The sequence below is a fragment of the Pseudomonas sp. W5-36 genome, assembly GCF_046540455.1.
GTDB lineage: Bacteria > Pseudomonadota > Gammaproteobacteria > Pseudomonadales > Pseudomonadaceae > Aquipseudomonas > Aquipseudomonas graminis_B.
In genome coordinates this window covers 56,617-71,879 of the sequence record NZ_JAXCIQ010000007.1, presented here as the reverse complement: position 1 = coordinate 71,879, position 15,263 = coordinate 56,617, and the positions used below count along the sequence as shown (strand labels likewise).

The window sequence follows — 15,263 nt, the reverse complement described above, 5'->3', positions numbered from 1 at the left end:
TTACCTTAATGAGTCAGCGAAGCAGTTGACGGGACGACCGGGGCGGCGTTTTCGCCGGGCTTGCTGTCTTCGAAGCCTCCCCCGAGGGCCTGCATCAACTGGATCGAAAGATCGATTCGTTCCGCGTTGAGATCAGCCTGTTGGCGTTGCGATTGCAGCAGTTGTTGCTCGACGCTCAGCACGTCCAGGTAGTTGCCGATGCCGGATGAGTAACGCTGAACGACGGTGTCGTAGGATTTCTGAATGACGTCGGTCGCCTGCTGGCGCGCCTCGATCTGGCGGCGGATGTCGCGCAACTGGCCAATGCCATCGCTGACATCCCCCAGCGCCCGGACCAGCGTCTTGTTGTACTGCGCCACGGCGAGGTCGTAGTCGGCGTCCCGCGCATCAAGGTCGGCACGGCGACGGCCACCGTCGAAGATCGGCAGCGACACCGTCGGCGCGACGTTGAAAAAGCGACTGGCCGAGCCGAACATCGCGTCGCCCAACAGCGACTCAACTCCCGCCGACGCGCTCAGGTTGAGGTTCGGGTAGAAGTTGGTCTTGCTGACGTCGATGTTTTTGCTCGCCGCTTCAACCCGCCACCGCGCCGCCACCAGATCGGGGCGACGGCCCAGCAACTCAGCGGGCACAACCGAGGGCAAGGCCACAACAGCGGGTTGCAGCACGGCAGGCCGGCTCAGTTGTTCGCCGCGGTCCGGGCCTTTGCCCATCAGCACGGCCAGCTGGATTTTGGCGCTGCGCAGGCTCTTGTCCGCGTCCGCGAGCGATTCGCGGGAGTTGGCTTCCAGGCTCTGGGTCTGCTCGTACTGGTACTCGCTGTCGATGCCCGACTTGAAACGCCGCGCGCCCAGGTCCAGCAGTTGACTGGTGCGCTTGAGGTCTTCGGCCGCCAGGTCGCGGACGATGTAGGCCTGGCCCAGGTCGCTGTAGGCGCGGGCGACGTCGGCCGCCAGGGTCAGTTGCGCCGCTTGCTGATCGACTTCGCTGGCACGGGCCTGGCCCAATGCCGCTTCCCAGGCAGCGCGCTGGCCGCCCCACAGATCGAAGTTGTAATTGAAGCCGGCGCTCAGGCTGCGCAAGGTGCTGTAGCGCCCGCCTGCACCGGTCGGGTCCTGGTCGCGGGCCAGACGGGAACGGCTGACGCCGGCATCGGCATCGACGGTCGGCATACGTTCGGCGTCGGCGGCATAGGCCTGGGCACTGGCCTGATGGGTACGGGCCGCGGCGATCTGCATGTCCGGGCTGTCGCGCAGTGCTTCGGTGATCAGGCTATTGAGCTGCGGATCGCCAAGGCTGGTCCACCAGTCGCGCTTCGGCCAGGCCGCCGGTGACAGGGTGATGCCGTTGAGGCTCTGGGCGGTCTGCAGGCTGTTGGCATCGATGCCGACGGCTTCGGTGTTCAGGCCTTTGGAACTGGCGCAACCGGCCAGCACCAGTGCCACGAATATCACGCTCAAGGACGTGCGCAGGGTCGAGCCCCGCTGAATGTGAGTGCTCATCGTTCGGCGATCCGGGCAATCGTGATGGGGTCGCCCGAGGCAACCAGAATTTTCGTCAGAATCTTTTCCAATGCCAGCAGCTCGCTGTCTTCCAGCACGCCGACCATCTCGTTCATCGCGTGTGCGCCGATTTCCGGCAACAGGTCGGAGAGCGCCTTCCCCTCGTCGGTCAGCACCAGCTGCACCTGACGCCGATCGGATTCCGAGCGCGCGCGGGACAGCAGGTTTTTCTGCTCAAGACGATCGAGCATGCGGGTCATCGAACCGCTGTCGAGGTTCAACATGCGGCAGATGTCAGCCGGGGTCTCGGCGCAGAAACGCGCGATCATCACCAGCACTTTGAACTGCTGCGCGGTGACGCCGTGGGGCTCGAGATGTCGGTCGAGGATGCGGTTTTTCAGCTGCTCAGTCCGGCCCAGCAGCATGCCCAAAAGACTGTCGTGAAAGTTTTCAGGAGTGAAATGTGCCATTGATAGCCACCCATTATCTGCTTAGGCAGTGAATGGGGCGGATCTTACTGCTTAGGCAGCAAACACACAATGAAACAAATTTTAAGGCGCGCGAATTCAGACGAACGTGGTTCGCCTGCTGAATGGGTAGGTTTCTACAGTGGGCTTAGAGCGCCGGCACACCGCTGTGGAAGCGGAAATCTTCATCCGGGCTCAGTATCAGCTCGCGCTCGGCCAGGCGGATTTCTTCGATCTTGGCATCGACGTCCGCCTCTGTGCCGTAGGTGTAGGCGAGCTTCAGGTAATCCTGAAAATGCCGGGCTTCGGACTTGAGCAGGCTGGCGTAGAACTTCGACAGGTCTTCGTCCAGATGCGGCACCAGTGCTGCGAAGCGTTCGCAGGAACGCGCTTCAACGATGGCGCCGACGACCAGCGCGTCGGTCAGGCGATAGGGGTTGTGGGTGCGAACGAGTTTGCGCAGCGACCCGGCATAGCGCGCCGAACTGATGTTGGCCATCGGGATGTTGCGCTTCTTGATGATGCCGATCACTTGCTCGAAGTGACGCAGCTCTTCGCGCGCCAGCCGGGACATCTTGGCCAGCAGGTCGAACTTGTCGTTGTACTGGAACATGAACTGAAACGCCGCACCGGCGGCCTTCTTTTCATTGTTGGCGTGATCGATCAGCAGGATATCCAGATTCTGCAAAGCGGCCTGAACCCAACTGTCGGGCGTGGGGCAAAGCAGGAAGGCGTCGATCTCTGGATAAATCTGCATGGGTTCACGGATGGCTGGCTGGGCAAGGCGCAGCATTATACGGAGCCTGACGGGCAGAGCCAGCCTGCGCAGATGAAAAGCGCAGGATTTACTGCCAGCGGGTGAGGGTCACGCCACTGTCAGACCGCACCCATTGCATCCTTGAGGAAGCCGGGCGCGATGTAGCGCTCATAGTGCGCTTCGGACAGCAGGAAGAATTCCCGATCAATGGCATCGCGCAGTTCAGGCAGCGACCAGTCGCGAAACTCCGGCAGCAGCACCATGCCGTAGGCGTCCAGCTGGTTGATCACCCGCGCGCCCCGTGCAATCAACTGGTACGCCCAGCAATATTCCGACTGATGCGGGACGAAACGGATTTTGCGTTGCTCCAGTTGCGCCCGCAACCTGGCCGGGTCGAACACCTCGACTTTCCCGGCCATCACTTGCACCAGCAGCTGTTCCAGGCGCAGCCAGACAGCGCGCTTCGCGTCTTCGTCGTAGCCGTTCCAGTGGATCACTTCGTGGTGGAAGCGCTTGCATCCGCGGCACACGAGGTCGCCGTAGACAGTGGAGCACAGGCCCACGCAGGGCGTTTTGATGATTTGATTGGGCATGACGGAGCAACACGGCGGCGAACGAAACAAGCCGGCATGTTAGCCCTTTGTCTAACGAGGTACACCCTTCAACCTGTAGGGGCTAACTTACCTTCAGCGGTTTTTTACCGTAGAATCACCGGGCCTTTTAAGGCGCCAATGTCCGTTGGAAGCTGTTTTCAAAGCGTCACGAGCACAGTCAGGGCTTTTTACGATGAGTCGGCCAGCCACTTGTCGCACAAAGCCCGCCCCGCAGTCCGGTCCGACGCGAGTTCGCTTGCGTCCCCTCCTCGACCGATCATGCAGGCGTAAAACTTTGAAAACAGCTTCTGTTGGAGATCGTCAGCTTCCTGCCAAGAAACTTTAAAAAGTTCGAGAGCGCCGATGCGGACCTTCTCTGGATGAGCGTCCCGGACACCCATTTGGGACCACTGATGAGGGTAATACTGTGCTTGAAGCCTACCGTAAACACATCGAAGAGCGTGCCGCCCAGGGTATCGTGCCCCAGCCGCTTAACGCCGAACAAACTGCAGGCCTGGTCGAGCTGCTGAAAAACCCACCGGCTGGCGAAGAAGCTTTCCTGCTTGACCTGATCACCAATCGCGTTCCACCGGGCGTTGACGAAGCTGCCTACGTCAAAGCCGGTTTCCTCTCTGCCCTGGCCAAGGGCGAAGTTCAATCCCCTCTGCTGGACAAGAAGCGCGCCGTCGAACTGCTCGGCACCATGCAGGGCGGCTACAACATCGTGACCATGGTTGACCTGCTCGACGATGCCGAGCTGGCACCGGTCGCCGCACAGCAACTGAAGCACACACTGCTGATGTTCGACGCCTTCCACGACGTCGCTGAAAAAGCGAAGAACGGCAACGCACACGCCAAGGGCGTGATGCAGTCCTGGGCTGACGGCGAGTGGTTCCAGAAGCGTCCGACCCTGGCCGAGAAGATCAGCCTGCGCGTCTTCAAGGTCACCGGCGAAACCAACACCGACGATCTGTCGCCTGCACCTGATGCCTGGTCGCGTCCGGACATCCCGCTGCACGCCCTCGCCATGTTGAAAATGGCCCGTGAAGGGATCGTGCCTGACGTTCAAGGCTCCATCGGCCCGATGAAGCAGATCGAAGAAATGCGCGGTCAGGGCTTCCCTATCGCCTACGTTGGCGACGTGGTCGGCACCGGTTCTTCGCGAAAGTCGGCGACCAACTCGGTGCTGTGGTTCTTCGGCGACGACGTCCCGAACGTCCCGAACAAGCGCGCTGGCGGTTTCTGCTTCGGCACCAAGATTGCCCCGATCTTCTACAACACCATGGAAGATGCCGGCGCTCTGCCAATCGAATTCGATGTCTCGAACATCAACATGGGCGACGTGATCGACGTCTACCCGTACGCGGGCAAAGTCTGCAAGCATGACAGCGAAGAAGTCATCACCACCTTCGAACTGAAGACCCCGGTGCTGCTCGACGAAGTCCGTGCTGGCGGTCGTATCCCGCTGATCATCGGCCGTGGCCTGACCGACAAGGCGCGCGCCGAGCTGGGCCTGGGCCCGACCGACCTGTTCAAGCTGCCTGAAGCCCCTGTCGATACCGGCAAAGGTTTCACCTTGGCGCAGAAAATGGTGGGCAAGGCATGCGGTCTGCCGGAAGGCAAAGGTGTGCGTCCTGGCACCTACTGCGAACCGAAGATGACCACCGTCGGTTCTCAGGACACCACAGGTCCCATGACCCGTGATGAACTGAAAGACCTGGCGTGTCTGGGCTTCTCGACCGATCTGGTCATGCAGTCGTTCTGCCACACCGCGGCGTATCCGAAGCCGATCGACGTGACCACGCACCACACGCTGCCTGACTTCATCATGACCCGCGGCGGCGTTTCCCTGCGTCCGGGCGATGGCATCATCCACAGCTGGCTGAACCGCATGCTGCTGCCGGACACCGTCGGTACCGGCGGTGACTCGCACACCCGCTTCCCGATGGGCATCTCGTTCCCGGCCGGTTCGGGTCTGGTGGCGTTTGCCGCGGCCACCGGCGTCATGCCGCTGGACATGCCGGAGTCGATCCTGGTCCGCTTCAAGGGCGAGATGCAACCGGGCATCACCCTGCGTGACCTGGTGCATGCGATCCCTTACTTCGCGATCCAGAACGGTTTGCTGACCGTCGAGAAGAAAGGCAAGAAAAACGCCTTCTCGGGCCGCATCCTGGAAATCGAAGGCCTGGACAACCTGAGCATCGAGCAGGCATTCGAACTGTCCGATGCCTCGGCCGAGCGTTCTGCCGCAGGTTGCACGATCAAGCTGTCGAAAGAGTCGATCACCGAATACCTGAACTCGAACATCACGCTGCTGCGCTGGATGATCGAACAGGGTTACGGCGATCCGCGCACGCTGGAGCGTCGTGCTCAGGCGATGGAAGCCTGGGTGGCCAATCCGGAGCTCATGGTTGCGGACGCTGATGCCGAATACGAAGAAATCATCGAGATCGATCTGGCCGAAATCAAAGAGCCTGTGCTTTGCGCGCCAAACGATCCGGACGACGCGCGTCTGCTGTCCAGCGTTGCCGGCGAGAAGATCGACGAAGTGTTCATCGGTTCGTGCATGACCAACATCGGCCACTTCCGCGCGGCGGGCAAGTTGCTGGATCAGGTCAAGGGTCAGCTTCCAACGCGTCTGTGGCTGTCGCCGCCGACCAAGATGGACGCTCATCAATTGACCGAGGAAGGCTACTACGGGATCTACGGCAAGGCTGGCGCGCGCATGGAAATGCCGGGCTGCTCGCTGTGCATGGGTAACCAGGCACGTGTAGAGCCGAATTCGACGGTGGTGTCGACGTCGACCCGTAACTTCCCGAACCGTCTGGGTGATGGGGCGAACGTGTATCTGGCGTCGGCTGAGTTGGCGTCTGTGGCGTCGATTCTGGGTCGTCTGCCGACGGTCGAGGAGTATATGGAGTACGCGGGCAAGATCGACAGCATGGCTGCCGATGTTTATCGCTACTTGAGCTTCGATCAGATCGCGGAGTTCCGTGAGGCTGCAGCGAACGCTAATATTCCGGTTGTTCAGGCTTAACAGCTGAGACCGTGTTGAGAAAACCCCGCTTCGGCGGGGTTTTTTGTTTTTAAGATCAAGGGCGTCTGCCTGGGGGCAGACTGTTTCGCCTTCGGCGAGTTACTTGGAAAAGCACCCCAAGTAACCAAGGGTGCTTGCTCCTGGTTTGGCCCGACTTCGTCGGGTTCCCTCACTTCGACGACGCTCCGTGGGCCCGCGCCGAACGGACATCCATGTCCTGACGGCGCTCTCGCCGCATCCATGCGGCTCGACCCACTCCACGTCGTCTACGTTCGGCCTGCACCCAAGTCGCGTTTGGCGGTGTCTGGGCTTTTTGTGTATGAAGATCAAAAGCGCGTTTAGAACAGATCAAAAGCTTCCCGGCTAAAGCCGGTCCTACTGACACAGCGCATGCTTTTAGTGGGACCGGCTTTAGCCGGGAAGGCGCCAGTTCAGGCAGGCAAAGGCCGATGAGACGACGCCTTCCCCGTGGGAGCGAGCTTGCTCGCGAATGCTGTTGATCGTGCGCGCGGGTAGCCGTAGCCAGGTCCGCAGTCAGCCGCTTAGACTGTCCCCTCTTTCTGTTTTCATAGGACGAATCCAGTGAATGTTGCTGTTGATCAGGTGGTGATCCATCGTTTTACCGAGGCCCATATCGAGGGTGTCACTGCGTTGTATAACGACCCTGAGGTGTGCCGTCAGGTGCTTCAGATGCCGTATCAGTCGGCCGATGTCTGGCGCAAACGGCTGGCGGGGGCGGATGAGCGTTCATTGAAGCTTGTCGCTCTGCATCAGGGTCAGGTGATCGGCAACATTGGTCTGGAGCAATACGCGCGCATTCGCCAGCGGCATGTCGGCGCCATCGGCATGGGCATCGCGGCGGCCTGGCAGGGCAAAGGGGTGGGGTCGAGGCTCATGGCCGCTGTGCTGGAAGTCGCGGACAACTGGATGAACCTGCACCGGGTGGAACTCACCGTGTTTGCCGACAACGAAGCCGCTTTGGCGCTGTACCGCAAATTCGGCTTCGAAACCGAAGGCCGCCTGCGGGACTACGCCATACGCGACGGCGTCCTCGTCGACGCTATCAGCATGGCGCGCTTTAAATAACCGCTCAGCCTGTGGAAGAGCGACGCAGAGCGTCTGGGGATGCATGCCCACGCGGAGCGTGGGAATGATCAACAGCATTCGCGAGCAAGCTCGCCCCCACAGGCAGGGTGTCCGATCAGCAAAACTGCCAGCGCTCACACTGGCCCCTTCCCGGCTAAAGCCGGTCCCACTAAAAAGCACACCGCGTACACCCTGTGGGACCGGCTTCAGCCGGGAAGCTGTTGATCTGATTTTGATCTGCTTTGCTTTTGATCTTCATACACAAAAAGCCCAAACACCGCAAAACGCGACTTGGGTGCAGGCTGAACGCAGGTCTCGCGGAGTGGGCCGAGCGGCATGGATGCCGCGAGAGCCGCCCCCCGCCATGGATGGCGGATGGCGGCGGGCCCACGTAGCGAGACCGGAGTGAAGGAACCCTGAGGAACGAAGGGCCAAACCAGGAGCAACCACCCTTGGTTACTTGGGGTGCTTTTCCAAGTAACTCGCCGAAGGCGAAACAGTCTGCCCCCAGGCAGGCGCCCTTGACCTTGATCTCCCAAGCGCAAAAACAAAAAAGCCCCGCGTCTCACAACGCGGGGCTTCCGATTACAGACGACTAAACCATCACACCACCGCCGTCTGCCCACTCATTGCCAGGTCCAGCAACTCACGGTTAGCGACCGCATACATCGCATAATCGTTACCGCTCGCCGCACGCAACTCCACCAACATCGCGCGCCAGCGCTCGACCATCGGCAAATGCTGCTCCAGCCACAGACTCAAACGCTCCTCGACATCCGCAGGACCATTCGCCATCTGCAACACCGACACCGTAATCGCCCGCTGCTGCCAATCGATATCATCACGGAACGCCTCACGGGCCAGCGCCTGCCAATTGTTCTCCACCGGCAATGCACTGATCTGCTGCAAATACCACGTCACATCCAGCGAACTGCCCACCGCGAAATACACCTTCGCCACGTCCGCTGCATTCTGACCAGTCACATCAGACGCCTCGATGATCGGCAACAGCGTGTACAGGTGACTCGTACCCGCCACCATCCGCGCCAGCAGCTCCGGCACGCCGGCCGCGACGTACTCCTGATAACGCGTCTGCCAGACCTCACGGGTCGGGCCTTCCAGCAACTCGTCCAGCTTCAGACCCAGTGCCGCGATGTGCGGACCGAAGTGCGCCACATCACGCCCTGCGTCCAGCTCATTGCGACGGCTGCGCAAGAACCAGCGCGTCGCGCGACGGCCCAGACGCATCAGCTCATCCATCAACGCCAGCTGAATCTCCGCCGGGACCTTGTAGTCCAGCGCCTCGATCTGACGGAACCAGTGCGGGAGGTGGAAAATGTCACGCACGATCACGTAAGCACCGGCCACGTTGGCGGCGGTCATGCCGGTCGACTCTTTGAGCCGCTGCACGAAGGTGATGCCCATGTGGTTGACCAGATCGTTGGCGATCTGCGTGCTGACGATTTCGCGCTTCAGACGGTGGCGACGCATCGACTCGGAGAACTTAGCGCCCAGTGACGGCGGGAACGCCGTTTCCATGTCACGCGCCAGATAGTCGTCGTCCGGAACGCGGGATTCCAGCAGCGCTTCCTTGAGGTCGATCTTGCTGTAGGAGATCAGCACCGACAGCTCGGCCCGGGTCAGGCCTTTCTTCTCGGCGATGCGCTCGGCCAGTTGATCTTCCGCCGGCAGGAACTCGATGGCACGGTCCAGCTTGCCCCGCACTTCCAGGTCGCTCATCAGGCGCTTGTACTCGGCGATGCGCTCGTAGGCACGACGCTCCGCCAGAGACAGGGCCTGGGTCTGCTTGTAGTTGTTGCCGAGGACGAGGTTGCCCACTTCGTCGGTCATGCTTTCGAGCAGCAGGTTGCGCTGCTTCTCGGTCATGTCGCCGGCCTGGACCACTTCGTTCAGCAGGATCTTGATGTTCACTTCGTGGTCGGAGCAGTCCACACCACCGGCGTTGTCGATGAAGTCGGTATTGGTCGCGCCGCCCATCAGGCCGAATTCGACGCGGCCCAGCTGGGTCATGCCCAGGTTGCCGCCCTCGCCCACTACCTTGCAGCGCAGCTGATTGCCGTTGACGCGCAGTGCGTCGTTGGCCTTGTCGCCGACGTCTGCGTGGGTCTCGGTGCTGGCTTTGACGTAGGTGCCGATGCCGCCGTTCCACAGCAGATCCACCGGCGCCATGAGCAGCGCGTGCATCAGCTCGGTCGGGGTCAGTTTGTCAGCGGTGATGTCGAAGCGCGCTTTCATCTGCGGGGTGATCGCGATGCTTTTCGCACTGCGCGGGAAGATACCGCCGCCTGCGGACATCAGGCTGGTGTCGTAATCGGTCCACGCCGAACGCGGCAGGTCGAACAGACGCTGACGCTCGGCAAAGCTGCTGGCCGGGTCCGGATTCGGGTCGATGAAGATATGCAGGTGGTTGAAGGCCGCGACCAGTTGCAGCTTGTCGGACATCAACAGGCCGTTACCGAACACGTCACCGGCCATGTCGCCGACGCCGATCACGCTGATGCTGTCCTGCTGCACGTTGATGCCGCGCTCGCGGAAGTGGCGCTGTACGCCAACCCACGCGCCCTTGGCGGTGATGCCCATTTTCTTGTGGTCGTAACCTGCCGAGCCGCCGGACGCGAAGGCGTCGCCGAGCCAGAAACCGTAGTCGATGGCGATGCCGTTGGCGATGTCGGAGAAGGTCGCGGTGCCTTTGTCGGCGGCGACGACCAGGTACGGGTCATCGTCGTCATGGCGCACGACGTTGGCCGGCGGCACCAGTGCGCCTTCTTTCAGGTTGTCGGTGATGTCCAGCAGACCGGAGATGAAGAGGCGGTAGCAGGCGATCGCTTCGGCCTGAATCTCGTCGCGGGTCCCGGTGGTCGGCAGACGACGGGGCAGGAAACCGCCCTTGGCGCCGACCGGCACGATGACCGAGTTCTTCACCTGCTGGGCTTTGACCAGACCCAGCACTTCGGTGCGGAAGTCTTCTTCACGGTCGGACCAGCGCAGGCCGCCACGGGCCACGTTACCGAAGCGCAGGTGAACGCCTTCGACGCGCGGCGAGTAGACGAAGATTTCAAACTTCGGCACCGGCTTCGGCAGCTCGGGGATCAGGCGCGGGTTGAACTTGAAGCTGAAGTAGCTCTTGCTCTGGCCGTTGGCGTCGGTCTGGTAGAAGTTGGTGCGCATGGTCGCCTTGATCAGGTCAAGGTAGCGACGCAGGATGCGGTCTTCGTTGAGCACTTGCACGCCGTCCAGCGCGGTCAGAATGGCCTGCTCCAGACGCTGCTGCATGTCGTCGAGGTCGCCGCCGCTCAGCTTGCGCGCCAGATAGAAGCGGGTCTTGAACAGACGCGTCAGCTCGCGAGCGATGTCGGCGTGGTTGTTCAGCGTGCTGGCGATGTAACCCAGGTCGAAGCCCAGGCGGATCTGCTTCAGGTAACGCGCGTAGGCACGCAGCAACGCCACGTCGCGCCACGGCAAACCGGCGGTCAGCACCAGACGGTTGAAGGCATCGTTCTCGGCTTCGCCACGAACGATGTGGACGAAGGCGTCCTGCAGCGTGTCGTTGAGCTGTTGCAGGTCCAGGTTCAGGCCTTCGCCGTAAGTGAACGCAAAATCGTGAATCCAGAATTCGCGGCCATTGGTGTGGCGCAGGCGGTACGGGAATTCACCAAGTACGCGCAGGCCGAGGTTTTCCAGGATCGGCAGCACGTCGGACAGCGCCAGCGGCGTGTCAGCATGGTACAGCTTGCAGTGCAGCTGCGCCTTGTCGCCCGACAGCGGCTGGTAAAAGCTCATGACCAGCGGATTGGCTTCGGACAGGCTCAGCACGTGTTGCATGTCGACCACGGCGGAGTGCGCGGCGAAACGCTCGCGGTAGCCGGCCGGGAAACCTTTCGGGAAGTCGGCCAGCACGTTGGTGCCCTGGGCTTCGCCGAAGCTTTCGATGACCAGACTGGCGTAGTCGTCTTTCCACGAACGGCAGGCCTGGATGACTTCGTTTTCCAGCTGCTGCGGATCGATGTCGAGGGTGACTTTCGGGTCCACACGCAGGATCAACTGCACGCGCGCCAGTACCGACTCGGAGAAGAAGGTCCAGAACTCGCAGTCGGTGGCTTTCAGGCGATCCATCAGCACTTGCTGAATCTTTTGACGGACTTCGGTGGAATAGACGTCGCGCGGCACATAGGCCAGGCAGTAGCAGAAACGGCCGTACGGGTCCTTGCGCAGGAACACGCGAATCTTGTTGCGCTCCTGGATCTGCACGATCGACATGACGGTGGTGAACAGCTCGTCCACCGGGGTCTGGAACAGGTCGTCGCGGGGCAGCACTTCAACCACTTGCGCCAGTTCCTTGCCCAGGTGCGCCTTGGCGTCGAACCCGGAGCGGCGCTCGACTTCGGCGACCTTGCGGCGGATGTACGGAATGGCACGCACGCTTTCGCCATACACCGAGGAGGTGTACAGGCCCATGAAGCGCGATTCCTTGATGACCTTGCCGTCGGCGTCGATCTGGCGGATCGACACGTAGTCCGGGTACGCCGGTCGATGCACGCGGCTCGGGTGCGCAGCCTTGGCGAACGACAGCAGGGTCGGCTCCTGCAGGTAGTTCACTGCATAGCCTTCGATGTGCAGGTCTTCGGCGGTGAGCCCTGCGCGCAGCAGTTTGGTCAGGCCAAGGAAGGACGACGGGTCGTACTGGAGCTGACCGCCCTCGCCTTCGCTGCTGACGGTGAATTCTTCATAGCCGAGGAACGTGAAGTGGTTGTTGACCAGCCATTCGAGGAACACCTTGACCTCGGATTTCTCCTCCGGGTCAATGGTGTACTCCGTGGCGTCGATGCCGGCCAGCAGCTCGTGGAGCTTGGCTTTCATCGGCTCGAAGTCTTCCACCGCGACGCGGACTTCACCCAGCACCTGCTCCAGTTCGCGGGCGAGCACGTTCAGCTCCGCGGCATTGGCGCAACGGTCGATCTCCAGGTACATCAACGATTCTTGCAGCACGCCGTCGCCGCTGGTGCCTTTTGGCAGCAGTTCGAGCAGTTGGCCCTTCTCGTCGCGACGCACGCTGAGCACGGTGGTCTGCAGCGTGTGGATGCTGTAGCCGCGGCGGTTCAGTTCGGTGCGCACCGAGTCGACCAGGAACGGCAGGTCGTGGTGCAGCACTTCGACGGCGGTGTGGGTGGACTGCCAGCCGTGACGTTCGTAATCGGGGTTGTAGACCCGTACCTGCGGCGTGCCGTGCTCGAAGCGTTCGAGCAGGCGCCAGGCCGAGAGGGTGCAACCGGCCAGGTCAGAGAGTCTGCGCTGGGTGAGTTCGTCGAGGGAGATGATGCCGAAGAATTGTTCGGCGAACAGCGCCACTTGTGGCAGTGCCTGTTCGCTGATGTGCTGAGCCAGTGCCGCTCGCAGTTGGTGCTGGAAGTCGGACTTGCTGGCTGCGGTGAAGAACGCCATCTGTGGTACTCCGATTGGCTTGAGCTTTTATATAGGAGAGATGCGTGTGTCGGGTGGAGCTTGTGTGTTTGCCTCGTTTGCGTCTGGTCGATGATAGTCAGCATAACGTGACAGAGGGCAATGCGATTGGCACTGCGTGAATTACTAACGCTTTTGGTGTGTGTGCCGTCACATTTGTTCGGCTCGGGTGCAGCTTAACGAGTGGCGCCCTGAATCTGCTTGCGATGCTGCGACATATTCGGACATCGGGTTGCAGGCAGGGTGCTTCGCTGGGCCTGTTCCGTAAGAAGGTCAAGAGCGTCGGCCTAACGGCCTTGGTTTCGCCTTCGGCGAGTTACTTGGAAAAGCACCCCAAGTAACCAAGGGTGCCTGCTCCTGGCTTGGCCCTTCCTTCGTCAGGGTTCCTTCACTCCGGTCCCGCTCCGTGGGCCCGCGCCGAACGGACATCCATGTCCTGACGGCGCTCTCGCCGCATCCATGCGGCTCGGCCCACTGCGCGAGACCTGCGCTCAGCCTGCACCAAAGTCGCGTTTGGCGGTGCCTGGACATTTTGTGTACGAAGATCAAAAGCAAAAGCTTCCCGGCTAAAGCCGGTCCTACAGTCAGCGCCAATCCCACTTGATGCACGCGCTGCTTTTTTAGTGGGACCGGCTTTAGCCGGGAAGGGGCCAGCCTGCTAAGGGGACTAGCCTGCTAAGGGGACTGATTTATTTACAGCGCTTCACCGTAAATTAATCTGTCCCCGGCGGATCGGTCATTCAACTGCCAACCGCAATATCCAGCAAATCTCCCACAAGACTGGCAAAACCCATCCCTGCCCTGCCCCCCAGCCACAGGAATCACCGCCATGCAAATGACCACCGACAGCTTCATCTATAACCCATGCGACGAGGAGGAAGATGATATGGCGCTGGCCTGTTGCCATGGCAGCAGCACCGGTGATCTGTTTCTGCTCGCGCGTTTCCCCGATGAGGATGAGGTCGATATCACGTTTCGTGACGACACTATCCATGTCGAAGACAACATCACCGTCACCCTGAGCGCCACTCGGCTGTTGGTCGAGATCGACGCCAACGACGCCAAACCCTTGGGCGGCGACGCCACGTACGACATTACCCACAGCACACCTGCCAATGAGCTGACCGAGCTGGACGCCACGCTGCGGATCATCCTCAGCGGTGTCGGGACGTACGTCAGCCAGATCAACTGAGACCTCCCCGGCATCGGGCCCCAATTGACGCAAATGTAAGACAGTTCTTGTTTTTGCCCCGTCCTTTGCTGAAAAGCCGAAAAAACCCGCCGGCCGATTAGTCGGCGCCCCTGCGATGGATTAAAGTAACGCCCCCAGCTTCGGCGCCACTTGGCGCTGCTGCCTCTCCTGCCAGGAACTGTCATCGATGGAACATCGTGAAGCGTTGATCGCGCTGCGGACCTTTCTCTCCACCCAGATTCTCGGGCAGGAGAAACTGGTTGAGCGCTTGCTGATCGCGCTGCTGGCCGACGGTCACATGCTGGTCGAAGGCGCGCCGGGACTGGCGAAGACCAAGGCGATCAAAGAGCTGGCTGAAGGCATCGAAGCACAATTCCATCGCATTCAGTTCACCCCCGACCTGCTCCCGGCCGACATCACCGGCACCGAAATTTATCGACCGGAAACCGGCAGTTTCGTGTTCCAGCAAGGCCCCATCTTCCACAACCTGGTGCTGGCCGACGAAATCAACCGCGCGCCGGCCAAGGTGCAATCGGCGCTGCTGGAAGCCATGGCCGAGCGTCAAGTCAGTGTCGGGCGCAGTACCTACGACCTGTCGCCGCTGTTTCTGGTGATGGCGACGCAAAACCCCATCGAGCAGGAAGGCACCTACCCGCTGCCCGAAGCGCAGCTCGATCGGTTTCTGATGCACGTCAAGATCGGCTTCCCGGACGCCACCGTCGAACGCAAGATCCTCCAGCAGGCCCGGGGCGAAGCGCTCAACGGCGAGACCAAGCCGGAGCGCCGGGTCAGCCAGCAGGCGATCTTCGCGGCGCGCAAGGAAATCCTCGGGCTGTACATGGCTGACGCCGTTGAGGAATACCTGGTGCAGCTGGTGATGGCGACCCGCACGCCCGCCAAGTTCGATGCCGAGCTGGCCGAGTGGATCGGTTATGGCGCAAGCCCCCGCGGTTCGATTTCCCTGGACCGCTGCGCCCGGGCCCACGCCTGGCTGGCCGGGCGTGATTTCGTCAGCCCGGAAGACATCCAGGCCATGGTCTTCGACGTGCTGCGTCACCGCATCATTCTGTCGTTCGAAGCAGAAGCGGCGGGTATCGATCAAGACCGCGTGATCCAGCGCATTCTCGACGTCGTGGCCGTCGCCTGACCCC

At 61.2% G+C, this 15,263-nt stretch carries 9 protein-coding genes; 4 read left to right on the top strand and 5 right to left on the bottom strand.

What is annotated here, in order from left to right; translation table 11 throughout:
- Window positions 1-5: 5 nt before the first annotated feature.
- The 4 genes from SLW74_RS14365 to SLW74_RS14350 all read right to left on the bottom strand — a co-directional run bounded on the left by SLW74_RS14365 (window position 6) and on the right by SLW74_RS14350 (window position 3,319).
- Window positions 6-1,502: an efflux transporter outer membrane subunit gene (locus SLW74_RS14365; RefSeq protein WP_410929286.1), complete on the bottom strand. Its 1,497-nt coding sequence runs from the start codon at window positions 1,500-1,502 to the stop codon at window positions 6-8.
- Entirely contained in the window at window positions 1,499-1,972 is a 474-nt protein-coding gene (locus tag SLW74_RS14360) for a MarR family winged helix-turn-helix transcriptional regulator (RefSeq protein WP_065986418.1), read from the bottom strand. Before SLW74_RS14360 ends, SLW74_RS14365 begins: the two co-directional genes overlap by 4 nt.
- Before the next feature lie 145 nt (window positions 1,973-2,117).
- Window positions 2,118-2,726 (bottom strand): tRNA-(ms[2]io[6]A)-hydroxylase, encoded by a 609-nt coding sequence (locus SLW74_RS14355; protein WP_369306420.1) that lies wholly within the window; start codon window positions 2,724-2,726, stop codon window positions 2,118-2,120.
- Between the two features lie 119 nt (window positions 2,727-2,845).
- Window positions 2,846-3,319 (bottom strand): DUF1289 domain-containing protein, encoded by a 474-nt coding sequence (locus SLW74_RS14350; protein ID WP_065986417.1) that lies wholly within the window; start codon window positions 3,317-3,319, stop codon window positions 2,846-2,848.
- 427 nt (window positions 3,320-3,746) lie between these two features.
- Between SLW74_RS14350 and acnB the strand changes: the two genes are divergently transcribed.
- Both acnB and SLW74_RS14340 read left to right on the top strand, forming a co-directional pair.
- Entirely contained in the window at window positions 3,747-6,356 is a 2,610-nt protein-coding gene (gene acnB, locus SLW74_RS14345) for a bifunctional aconitate hydratase 2/2-methylisocitrate dehydratase (protein WP_410929285.1), read from the top strand.
- Between the two features lie 582 nt (window positions 6,357-6,938).
- The gene (locus SLW74_RS14340; RefSeq protein WP_410929284.1) at window positions 6,939-7,442 is read left to right on the top strand and encodes a GNAT family N-acetyltransferase; all 504 of its coding nucleotides are present in this window, start codon (window positions 6,939-6,941) and stop codon (window positions 7,440-7,442) included.
- 603 nt (window positions 7,443-8,045) lie between these two features.
- Here the strand turns inward: SLW74_RS14340 and SLW74_RS14335 are convergent.
- Window positions 8,046-12,902, bottom strand: coding sequence for an NAD-glutamate dehydrogenase (locus SLW74_RS14335; RefSeq protein ID WP_065986158.1), 4,857 nt, complete (start codon window positions 12,900-12,902; stop codon window positions 8,046-8,048).
- Window positions 12,903-13,749: 847 nt separating this feature from the next.
- On the opposite strand from SLW74_RS14335, the gene SLW74_RS14330 reads away from it, so the two are divergent.
- On the top strand, window positions 13,750-14,112 hold the full coding sequence (locus SLW74_RS14330; protein ID WP_410929283.1) for a hypothetical protein: 363 nt from the start codon (window positions 13,750-13,752) through the stop codon (window positions 14,110-14,112).
- 187 nt (window positions 14,113-14,299) lie between these two features.
- Entirely contained in the window at window positions 14,300-15,259 is a 960-nt protein-coding gene (locus SLW74_RS14325) for an AAA family ATPase (protein ID WP_037013687.1), read from the top strand.
- Window positions 15,260-15,263 lie beyond the last annotated feature (4 nt).

What these genes read in the sequence shown, in the direction of transcription:
- SLW74_RS14335 (WP_065986158.1), bottom strand. Translation starts at nt 12,902, where the DNA reads ATGGCGTTCTTCACCGCAGCCAGCAAGTCCGACTTCCAGCACCAACTG.
- SLW74_RS14325 (WP_037013687.1), top strand. Translation starts at nt 14,300, where the DNA reads ATGGAACATCGTGAAGCGTTGATCGCGCTGCGGACCTTTCTCTCCACC.
- SLW74_RS14355 (WP_369306420.1), bottom strand. Translation starts at nt 2,726, where the DNA reads ATGCAGATTTATCCAGAGATCGACGCCTTCCTGCTTTGCCCCACGCCC.
- SLW74_RS14330 (WP_410929283.1), top strand. Translation starts at nt 13,750, where the DNA reads ATGCAAATGACCACCGACAGCTTCATCTATAACCCATGCGACGAGGAG.
- SLW74_RS14360 (WP_065986418.1), bottom strand. Translation starts at nt 1,972, where the DNA reads ATGGCACATTTCACTCCTGAAAACTTTCACGACAGTCTTTTGGGCATG.
- SLW74_RS14350 (WP_065986417.1), bottom strand. Translation starts at nt 3,319, where the DNA reads ATGCCCAATCAAATCATCAAAACGCCCTGCGTGGGCCTGTGCTCCACT.
- SLW74_RS14365 (WP_410929286.1), bottom strand. Translation starts at nt 1,502, where the DNA reads ATGAGCACTCACATTCAGCGGGGCTCGACCCTGCGCACGTCCTTGAGC.